The sequence below is a fragment of the Ruegeria sp. CI5 genome (assembly GCF_056536885.1).
In genome coordinates, this window is the sequence record NZ_JBQFQN010000004.1 from 375,581 (window position 1) to 385,239 (window position 9,659).

The 9,659-nt window shown below is 60.4% G+C and carries 11 protein-coding genes and 1 tRNA gene; 4 read left to right on the top strand and 8 right to left on the bottom strand.

The window, feature by feature from the left end; all coding sequences use genetic code 11:
* Positions 1-6: 6 nt before the first annotated feature.
* From ACR0BA_RS14645 to ACR0BA_RS14655, 3 genes are read left to right on the top strand one after another with little or no spacing between them, the layout of a single operon-like run.
* Positions 7-969 (top strand): HlyD family secretion protein, encoded by a 963-nt coding sequence (locus tag ACR0BA_RS14645; protein WP_254432983.1) that lies wholly within the window; start codon positions 7-9, stop codon positions 967-969.
* Positions 966-1,892 carry an ABC transporter ATP-binding protein gene (locus ACR0BA_RS14650; RefSeq protein ID WP_480728621.1) on the top strand — a complete coding sequence of 309 codons (927 nt, stop codon included), beginning with the start codon at positions 966-968 and terminating at the stop codon, positions 1,890-1,892. Before ACR0BA_RS14645 ends, ACR0BA_RS14650 begins: the two co-directional genes overlap by 4 nt.
* The gene (locus ACR0BA_RS14655; protein ID WP_170342570.1) at positions 1,889-3,034 is read left to right on the top strand and encodes an ABC transporter permease; all 1,146 of its coding nucleotides are present in this window, start codon (positions 1,889-1,891) and stop codon (positions 3,032-3,034) included. Before ACR0BA_RS14650 ends, ACR0BA_RS14655 begins: the two co-directional genes overlap by 4 nt.
* 64 nt (positions 3,035-3,098) lie before the next feature.
* Here the strand turns inward: ACR0BA_RS14655 and ACR0BA_RS14660 are convergent, their stop codons facing one another.
* From ACR0BA_RS14660 to mgtE, 4 genes are read right to left on the bottom strand one after another with little or no spacing between them, the layout of a single operon-like run.
* The gene (locus tag ACR0BA_RS14660; RefSeq protein WP_170343207.1) at positions 3,099-4,142 is read right to left on the bottom strand and encodes a succinylglutamate desuccinylase/aspartoacylase family protein; all 1,044 of its coding nucleotides are present in this window, start codon (positions 4,140-4,142) and stop codon (positions 3,099-3,101) included.
* A 4-nt stretch (positions 4,143-4,146) separates the two neighbouring features.
* On the bottom strand, positions 4,147-5,052 hold the full coding sequence (rimK, locus tag ACR0BA_RS14665; RefSeq protein WP_093963715.1) for a 30S ribosomal protein S6--L-glutamate ligase: 906 nt from the start codon (positions 5,050-5,052) through the stop codon (positions 4,147-4,149).
* Positions 5,049-5,534, bottom strand: coding sequence for an ATP-dependent zinc protease family protein (locus tag ACR0BA_RS14670; protein WP_170342576.1), 486 nt, complete (start codon positions 5,532-5,534; stop codon positions 5,049-5,051). The genes rimK and ACR0BA_RS14670 overlap by 4 nt, the downstream gene beginning before the upstream one ends.
* Positions 5,535-5,536: 2 nt before the next feature.
* On the bottom strand, positions 5,537-6,910 hold the full coding sequence (mgtE, locus tag ACR0BA_RS14675; RefSeq protein ID WP_170373268.1) for a magnesium transporter: 1,374 nt from the start codon (positions 6,908-6,910) through the stop codon (positions 5,537-5,539).
* A gap of 82 nt (positions 6,911-6,992) precedes the next feature.
* Between mgtE and ACR0BA_RS14680 the strand changes: the two genes are divergently transcribed.
* On the top strand, positions 6,993-7,280 hold the full coding sequence (locus ACR0BA_RS14680) for a hypothetical protein (RefSeq protein ID WP_170343210.1): 288 nt from the start codon (positions 6,993-6,995) through the stop codon (positions 7,278-7,280).
* Between the two features lie 48 nt (positions 7,281-7,328).
* On the opposite strand, the gene ACR0BA_RS14685 is transcribed toward ACR0BA_RS14680, so the two are convergent.
* The 4 genes from ACR0BA_RS14685 to ACR0BA_RS14700 all read right to left on the bottom strand — a co-directional run bounded on the left by ACR0BA_RS14685 (position 7,329) and on the right by ACR0BA_RS14700 (position 9,641).
* A complete protein-coding gene (locus tag ACR0BA_RS14685) occupies positions 7,329-8,558 on the bottom strand; it encodes an RNA polymerase sigma factor (RefSeq protein ID WP_480728623.1) in 1,230 nt (409 codons plus the stop codon).
* A 120-nt stretch (positions 8,559-8,678) separates the two neighbouring features.
* Positions 8,679-8,921 carry a YciI family protein gene (locus ACR0BA_RS14690; RefSeq protein WP_254432984.1) on the bottom strand — a complete coding sequence of 81 codons (243 nt, stop codon included), beginning with the start codon at positions 8,919-8,921 and terminating at the stop codon, positions 8,679-8,681.
* Between the two features lie 28 nt (positions 8,922-8,949).
* Entirely contained in the window at positions 8,950-9,342 is a 393-nt protein-coding gene (locus ACR0BA_RS14695; protein ID WP_480728625.1) for an MAPEG family protein, read from the bottom strand.
* 222 nt (positions 9,343-9,564) lie between these two features.
* Positions 9,565-9,641 (bottom strand) — tRNA-Met (locus ACR0BA_RS14700).
* Positions 9,642-9,659 lie beyond the last annotated feature (18 nt).

Consider the following 9,659-nt stretch of genomic DNA (forward strand, 5'->3'; position numbering starts at 1 on the left):
GATTTGATGAATGTGTCCCTGCCGATTCCGCTGCTGGTCATGGCCATTCTCCCTGCTGCGTTGCTGGACCGATGTTCGGGCCAGAACACCGGCACCGCGCTGGGAGTTCTGGCGCGGGACCGGGTCGCACTGACGGCAACGGCCAATGAGATCATCGTGGAACTGCCTGTTGCAGAAGGGTCTCCGGTCAAGGTCGGCGACGTGCTGGTCAGGTTCGACACGGATCTGCAGACCGCGAAGCTGAACCTCGCGCAGGCGGAACTGGAAAAATCGCAGGCCACGCTGCTGAAACTGGAAGTCGGCCCGCGCGAAGAGGAGATTGCGATCGCGCGCGCCAACGTCGCCGGTGCCGAGGCACGTCTGCTGGACGCTGAGGCCGTGTATCAGAGGAATTCCCAGCTGGTCGTCAACTCGGTCGTCAGCCAGGCGCGCCTGGATCAGGATATTGCCGCACGCGATTCCGCTCGGGCGGCACTGGAAAGCGCTCGGGAGTCCCTGAAAGAACTGGAGAACGGAACCCGCCCCGAAGATCTGTCGGTAGCCCGGGCCAATGTGCGGGCGGCCGAAGCGGCGGTTGCCGCCGAGCAGACCGTTCTGGATGACCTGACGGTTGTTGCGACACGGGACGGCATCCTGGATTCCCTTCCCTGGAACCTGGGGGAACGGGTCGCTCAGGGCAGCCCGGTCGCGGTGCTGGTGTCCGGCGCGGCCCCTTTCGCCCGCGTCTATGTCCCCGAACCCAGCCGGGTGGACATCGCTCCCGGAGACTCTCTCGAGGTTCGGGTCGACGGGCTGGACCAACCTCTGACGGGCACCGTGCGATGGGTCAGCGACGACCCGTCCTTCACCCCCTACTACGGGTTGAACAAGGATGATCGGACGCGGTTGGTCTATCTGGCAGAAATCGACCTGCCGGAAACCGCCCGAGATCTGCCCGCAGGCGTTCCCGTCCAGGTGAAGATGCCATGAGCGATCTGGTGGTCTCGACCCAGGGTCTGACGCGCCGGTTCAAGGAAAAGACAGCCGTCAGCAACCTGGACCTGGAGATACGCCAGGGTCAGATCTATGGGTTTCTGGGCCCGAACGGCTGCGGCAAGACAACGACGATGCGAATGCTGACCGGACTGCTGACGCCCAGCAGCGGATCCGTCTCGGTGCTGGGCCGACCAATGCCGCAATTCGCCGAGCCGCTGAAGAATGAAATCGGGTACATGACGCAGATCTTTTCGTATTACCGCGACATGACGGTGCTGGAGAACCTGCGCTTTGCCGCCGAGATCTACGGAATGCCGCGCCGCAAATCCGCCGACCGGATCGACGAACTGCTGACAACCTACGACCTGACCGAAAACGCCAATCAACTGAGCGGCAGCATGAGCGGCGGGCAGCGGCAGAAACTGGCGCTGGCGGCCACGGTGCTGCACGGCCCCAAGCTGTTGTTTCTGGACGAGCCGACATCGGCCGTCGACCCCGAAACCCGCCGGTCTTTCTGGGAACAGCTGTTCGACCTGGTCGATCAGGGCGCGACGATGATCGTGTCCACGCATTTCATGGACGAGGCGGAACGGTGTCACAAGCTGGCCATTCTCGAGCATGGGGTGAAAAAGGCGGATGGATCGCCCCGGCAACTGATGGAAGACCTGAACGCCACCGTGATCGAGGTCGAGGGTGAGGGGCTGCGGCAGGTCAAACACCTGCTGGACGACACGCCCAAGGTGCTGTCGACGGCGCAGGTGGGTGCCCGATTGCGCGTTCTGGTGGACAAGTCGGAAACCGAACCGATGGCGATGATCACGTCGCGCCTTTCGGACTTTCCCAACGTGACGATGTCGATGCAGCGCCCCAATCTGGAAGACGTGTTCGTCAGCGCGACGAAGGGGCCCGCCCAATGAAATCGCTCCGCCGCATCACCGCCGTTCTCAAGAAAGAGCTGCTGCAACTGCGGCGCGACCGGATGACCTTTGCCATGGTCATCATGATCCCGCTAATCCAGCTGCTGTTGTTCGGATACGCAATCAACACCAACATCCGCCATATACCGGTCGGGATCGTGGATCAGGCCGATTCGTCGCTGTCCCGGACCTTGGCTCAGATCGTTCAGGCTACGCAGGTCGTGACCATCACCGAGGTCTTCTCGACCCCGGAAGAAGCCGAACAGGCGATCACCGAGTCCACCGTGCGCGCCGCGTTCATCATTCCGCCCGACGTCGATGACCGGCTTGCCCGAAGCCCGTCCATCGGATTGGGTCTGCCCAACGCGACGAACCAGACATCCAGCCGCCCCGTGGCTCATTGGATCGTGGACGGGTCGGACACCATGGTGGCCAGCGCCATCAAATCCCTGCGCAGCATGCCACTGACCGAATTGCTGCGACAGCCGCCAAACCGTCAGGTCCCGACCTTCGAGGTCACGCTGTATTTCAATCCCGAGCAACGTTCGGCGGTGAACATCGTGCCCGGGCTTGTGGGTGTCATCCTGACCATGACCATGATCCTGTTCACCTCGGCCGCCATTGTCCGAGAGCGCGAGCGGGGGAACATGGAGATGCTGATCAACACCCCGGTCAAATCCATCGAACTGATGATCGGCAAGATCATTCCCTACATCTTCTTGGGCTTGCTGCAGGTCGCGATCATCCTCGGGCTGGGACATTTCCTGTTCGACGTCCCCATAAACGGAGGGATGATCCCGCTGCTGGTGGTAACGCTTCTGTTCATCATCGCCAGCCTGTCGCTTGGCCTAGTGATCTCGACACTGGCCCAGAACCAGCTGCAGTCCATGCAGATGACGATTTTCGTTCTGCTGCCTTCGATCCTGATGTCGGGATTCATGTTCCCGTTCGACGGGATGCCCAAGCCGGTTCAGGTGATCTCCCAAGTGCTGCCGGCCACCCATTTCATGGACATGATCCGCGGCGTGGTTCTGCGGGATGCAACGCTTTACGCTCTGCGCGGTGACATCCTGTGGATGATCGGGTTTGCCGTCCTTGGGATGCTGGCCGCGACGCTCAGGTTCAAGAAACGCCTGGGATAATAGAGGGGCGACCAAGGCCGCCCCAAGTGTCTGGATTGCCAGTCTCCTATCCGTGTCGGACCGTTCAGATGATCTCGTCCTCGTCGAACATGGGATCATCTTCCAGCTGCGCGTTGATGTCTTCCATCGAGTCTTCGGCCTTTTCCACGGACCCGACCCGCCCCAGGTGAAACACGGCATCGCCCTCATTCACCACAGGCATGACCGCACGCCCGACGATCAAGCCGTCGAACGGAGCGATGATGTCCTCGCTGGCTTCGCCGAACGGGTCCGATACGGCACCCAGCAGATCACCTTTGCGAACCAGTTCACCGTCCGCTTTGTAGATCCGAAGGATTCCGCCCATCGGGGCGCGCAACCACTTGCTGGACGAACAGAACTGCGGTGCCGCTTTGGGCTTGGAGATCCGCTTGGCGGGAACCATCCCCATGTGCCTCAGCACCCGCAGAATGCCCGCAAGGCCCGCGCGGATCGACAGTTCATCCAGGCGAAGACCCTCGCCCGCTTCGTACAACAGGATGTCTTTCCCCTGCGCCTTGGCCGCGCCGCGCAATGATCCGTCGCGCAGGGGCGACTGGATGACGATCGGTGCTCCGAAAACGCTGGCCAGTTCCTTGGTCCGAGGGTTGTCGGGCGAGATCCGGATCTGCGGATAGTTCGTACGATGGATCGCCGCCGAATGCAGATCGATCCCCAGATCCGAGCGGGCGACGATTTCTGTCATGAACAGATGCGCCAGCCGCGAGGCCAGCGACCCGTTCTCGCTGCCGGGAAACACCCGGTTCAGGTCGCGGCGGTCGGGCAGATAGCGCGAATGGTTGATGAAGCCGAACGCATTCACGATCGGCACCGCGATCAGCGTGCCTTTCAAGGTCGCCAGGTTGGGCGCACGCAACAGACGGCGTATGATCTCGACGCCGATCACCTCATCGCCATGCACCCCACCGCTGACAAAAACGGTGGGCCCGTCCTGTCGGCCGTGCACCACATGCGCTGACATGGTCACCGGGGTATGGTCCGACAGAACGCTGACCGGCAGATCCACGGTAAGCCGCGATCCCGGCGCCACAGTGGCCTGGCCGATCGTGAATGGCTGCCGCTTTGCCATGCCGTTACCCTTTGCCCTTGGTCTTGGTGGCCCCGGCTTTTGCGTTCTTTTCCAGGAACTCGATCATCTTTCCGGCAATATCCAGACCCGTGGCTTTTTCCACACCCTCCAGACCCGGCGAGGAATTGACCTCCATCACCACAGCGCCGTGGTTGGCGCGCAGCATGTCGACGCCGCAGGCATTCAGGCCCATCGACTTGGCCGCGCGAACGGCCGTTGCACGCTCTTCCGGTGTCAGCTTGACCACCTTGGCCGAACCGCCGCGATGCAGGTTCGAGCGGAAATCGCCCTCGGCGCCGGTGCGTTTCATCGCAGCGACAACCTTGCCGCCCACCACGATGGCCCGAATGTCGGTTCCTCCGGCTTCCTTGATGAACTCCTGCAGCAGGATGTTCACACCCGCACCGCGGAACGCCTCAACAACCGATTTGGCGGACCGGTCCGTATCGGCCAGAACGACACCGATGCCTTGCGTCCCTTCCAGCAGCTTGATGACGATGGGCGCGCCACCGGCCAGCCTCAGCACCTCGTCGGTCTGTTTGGGGTCGTGGGCAAAGGTTGTGACGGGCAGGCCGACACCGTCGCGGGCCAGCAACTGCATCGACCGCAGCTTGTCGCGCGACCGGCCGATGGCGACGCTTTCGTTCAACGGGTAGACACCCATCATTTCGAACTGACGCAGCACTGCGGTTCCGTAGAAGGTGACCGAGGCACCGATCCGCGGAATCACCGCGTCATACCCCGTCAGCTTTTCGCCGTTGTAATAGATCTCGGGGCGACGGGTTGCGATGTTCATGTAGCACCGCAGGGTGTCGATGATGTCGAGCTGATGCCCACGCTCCTCGGCCGCTTCCTTGAGGCGGCGGTGCGTGTACAGGTTGGCATTGCGCGCCAGCATGGCAATCTTCATGACAAATCCCCTTTGTCCTGGTGTTTTGGTTTGCCGCGCAACAGATGCGCGCGCTTGGTGTGAACGGCGATCGCGTGGTTCTTCAGCGCCGCCCGGCCCACGATCATCTGAAAGGTCATGTTCGTGCGATCGGTCAGAGACAGATCCAGCGGCCAGGTTTCGTCGCCCAACCGGATGGTGGTTCGGATGACGATCCTGTTTTCAGGAATTCCGCTGGTGTTCTTGATGTTGCGCCGTTCCTTGATCGGAGCCTCGATACGGATCATGCCTTCTCCGCCCGGTACCTCCGTCAGGAAGGACACCCAATGATGTCCGTCCCGTTGAAACCGCCGAATGTCGGTTGCATGCAGCGCTGACGTGCGGGCGCCGGTGTCGATCTTGGCCTTGATGTCGTTCAATGGCAGGTCGGGAAGGTCGATGTATTCCATCCAACCAATGACCTTCGGCATCTGCGGCTGACCCTTGTCCGAAACGTTTGCCATGATCAAACCAGCCAGGGCATCAGAAGGGTTGCAAGGCTGAGCACGAAGAAGAAGCCGGCCATGTCCGTAATCGTGGTCAACAGCGGGCCACTTGCGGCGGCCGGGTCCTGTCCGATCCGCTTCAGCAGCAAAGGAACAACACCGCCGATGGATACCGCCAGCATCGTATTGAGTGCCAGCGCAGTACCAATCACCAGACCCAGGGCCGGATTGCCTTTCCAGAACCACGCGACCAGCCCGATCAGAATACCCAGCGCGATCCCATTGATGACCCCGACCGAAATCTCCTTGATCCAGACCCGCACAGCATCTTGCGGCCGCACCAACCCCAGGCTCAATTCACGCATGGTGACGCCAACGGCCTGGTTGCCGGAACAGCCGCTCATGTCAGATACCATCGGCAGGAAGATGGCCAGCGCAATCACTGCGGCCAGTGTTTCTTCGTAGGCCGAGATCACGCTGGCCGCGATGATGTTGAGCACGATGTTGGCCGCAAGCCAGGCCAGCCGGCGACGGGACCGCACCGACAAAGGCATCGAGCGCAGCTCGTCGCCAACCACACCCTGACGTTTGAGGCTTTCACTTTCCGAGCGTTCCAGAGTGGCTTCTGCCACCGCCGTGCGGGACACGACACCCGCCAGGACACCGTCGGCATAAACCACCGGCACCCCCAGGAAAGGATGATCGTTGAACACGTCTTCCAGCTGTTCCAACGGGGTATCCACGGTCACGGTCAGTGGTGGAACCATGATGCTTGTCAGCTTTTCGCTGCGCTTGGCGGTCAGCAGGCTGCGCAGCGATACCACGCCCACGGCGCGCCCCTCGGAATCGACAATATAGGGGTGCTGCCCGCGATACCTTTCAAAATCCTCGTCGTCCGAAGCAAGTTCGCGCAGGACATTGCCAACGGTCTGCGTGTCGCGGAACTTGAACACCTCGGTCATCATCAGACCGCCGGCGGTGTCATCCTCGAACGTGCTGAGCAGGCGGACATCCGCAGCCTCTTCGGCGTCCATTTCGGACAGGATGGCCTCGGCATCCGGTGTATCCAACTCGCCGATAACATCGGCCTGAATGTCCGAATCCAGCTGTTCGATGATCTCGGCAGCACGCTCGGGCTTGAGGCGTTCCACAAGCTCGACCGCCATCTCGTTTGGCGCTTCTTCAACCAGTTCCGCCGCAAGTCCAACGGGCACGATCTCCAGAACGGTATCGCGCTCAGCCGGTGTCAGCTGAAGAACTTCGCGCAGGGCTTCGCTGCTGGTCAGCGGATCCAGAAGCGCCTCAAGCTCGGACGCATTGGACTGCTCGACCGCTTCCTTGATCCGAAGCGAAAGCTCTTCGTCGGTTGAGGGAATGTCTACGTTTCCGTCCATGCCTTGGCCATTCAATTGGGTTGTCGTTCCTTTATATAGGTGATAAATTTTTGTCTATAGGCAAAATTACACGAGATATAGAATGTCTGACTTCACGAATGCCGCGGAAACCCTAGCCGGGCTGTATGCCCGGGAGTTCGGAGGAAAGGCCTCGGGCCGGTATCGCATCCCGCAGAAGCTGCTGCGTGAACTGTGTGGCCGGAGAAGGCTGTACCAGGAGGACATCACGGCTCTGACCCGTGAACTTCTGGAAATGGGCTATGTCATGATTGATTTGGACAGCTTCTTTGTCGTCATGAGCGCCAATTCCTTCGTGAACTATCGGCGAGTCGGCAAGGAAATGCTGGCCCACGCGGAAGGCACCAGCTGAGTCCCATTCCAGGCAATCGTCGCAATGGCGCCCGATCTTGTCAGATCCTCAGTGCGCGAGCCGCCGCAGTCTTTGTTGCAAAAACTTTCTGGACGCCAGGTTCGGTGCCGCTTCTATGGCCTGCCGATAGGCCGCGACCGCCGCGGCGGTGCGGCCCGTCTTCTGAAGAATATGCGCGCGGGCCGCGTGCCATGGCTGAAAATCGTCAAGATCGGGCCGCAGGCTGTCCAGCTTGTCCAAGGCCAGTTGGGCATGACCTGCCTCGGCCATCACGACGGCCCAGTTCAGGGCAACCACCGGGGTTGGCTCGCAGGCCCAAAGGGACTGATACAGCAGCGACATCTGCCACCAATCCGGGGCCGGCGCCATCATGTGGCAATCCGCAATGGCGGCCTTGAGTTGAAACGGTCCCGGTTTTCTCTGGTCGACCGCAGCTTGCAGGAGCCGCTGCGCCTGACGTATCTGACCCTGCCGCCAAAGTGTTCGGTCCTGATCCTCTACGGGCACCATAGCGCCATCAGCGTCGATACGCGCAGGGCGGCGGGCATCGGTCAATAGCATCAGGGCCAGCGCACCTTCGATCTCGGGCTCTCCCGGTTGGAGATCTCGCAGAACCCGCGCAAGGTGGATACCTTCGTGGCAGAGATCCCGCGGTCCCGTATCCTCGGTCACGTATCCGGTGGTGAAGATCAGGTAGAGGGTCGTCAGCACCGTATCCAAACGTTCAGGCCAGATTTCCGGATCGGGAACGGAGTAGCCAATCCCCTTGGCGCGAATCTTGGCCTTGGCTCGGGACAGGCGCTGGCCCATGGTTTGGTCATTGTCCAAGAATGCCGCGGCGATTTCACGTGTGGTCAGGTTGCAGACCGTGCGCAAGGTCAGCGCGATGCGTGATTTCTGGTCCAGCGCGGGGTGACAGCAGGTGAAGATCAGACGCAACCGGTCATCCGGTATCTGCTCAGACATATCGTCCGTCACAGAGTCCGGCAGGGTTATGGCCAGGGCTGCTGTTTTCCGTCCCTCCCTGTGTTGCGCTCGAATGCGATCGATGCCCTTGTTCAAACCAACCCGCATCAACCATGCGGTCGGGTTGTCCGGAACTCCGTTGCGGCTCCAGTGTTTCACGGCCGAGATTGCGGCCTCCTGCAGTGCGTCCTCGGCCAGTTGGAAGTCACCCAACCGGTTGATCAGACCGGCCAAAAGCAGCCCCCGATCCCGCCGCAACACATCATCAATGACATGTCCAACTGCGAACGCTTTGGGGGCGGCGTTCTTCATGGATTATCCAGCCGGATTGTAGTCCATCAGAGGCCGAACCTCGATTGTGCCGTAGTTGGCGGCCGGGATCAGTGCCGCGTATTTCAGCGCCGCATCCAAGTCAGCAACGTCAACCACATATTATCCGCCCAAATGCTCCCGCGTTTCGGCATAGGGCCCGTCCATGGTTTCAACTTTTCCGGAGCGGATCCGAAGGGTGGTCGCAGTTTCGATCCCTTGCAGGCCCTCGCCATCGCGAAGAACACCATCCGCTTTCATCCGCTCATTGGCGGCAAAGAAGCCACTCATCATCTCGTCAAATTCCGGGGTGCCATAGGCCGGTTCCTGCGCGGGGTCAGTGTAGATCAACATCATGTATTTCATAGCAACAATCCTTTGAAAAAGTTCTGGGTCAAAGACTGGAGACCCGGGCTGCGATGCAAATCACCAAGATCAGCGCAGCCAAAATATTGGTGCCATTACAGACATAGCGCAGCGGGTGGGCGGCATTGTCAATCTTCAGCCCGAAAGGATGCGCAACTTGTCCGGTCACCAGCAAGATGCCCGCCGCGTTGAGGTAAAGCGCTGGTGTTCCGCCCCCTTCGCCCAGCATCATCAATATCAATATGAAGGTCGCCCAGTCCTGGCAGATTCCGTGTTGGCGCACGCGCAAAATCAGCGCCATATCGCCGCCATCGCCGATGGATTGGCCCATGGCCGACCGCATCCCCGAGACACGAAACCATAAGACGAGCCAGATCATCGCCACTAGCAACGCATAAATCGGTGTCGTTGAAAAAACCATCTATCGTCCTTCCTGTTTTCAGGTTCGTGCCCCAAGGACGTCTGGTTTTCTCAAATTTCGACAGGTGCTGAGATTTTTTGGTGGCGCGCTGCAATTCTTGCGCATTTTGCGTGTTTCTTACGTTTTGTATGTCGGCGATTGTTGGGTTGGTGCCAAGTGTGCGGTGGAGAACGAGCAAAGCCGCCCTTGGGCGGCTCGTTCGGTGTTTTGATTTTGTGGATTTGGTTGCGGGAGCAGGATTTGAACCTGCGACCTTCAGGTTATGAGCCTGACGAGCTACCGGGCTGCTCCATCCCGCGACACTTTGGGTTGGTCTG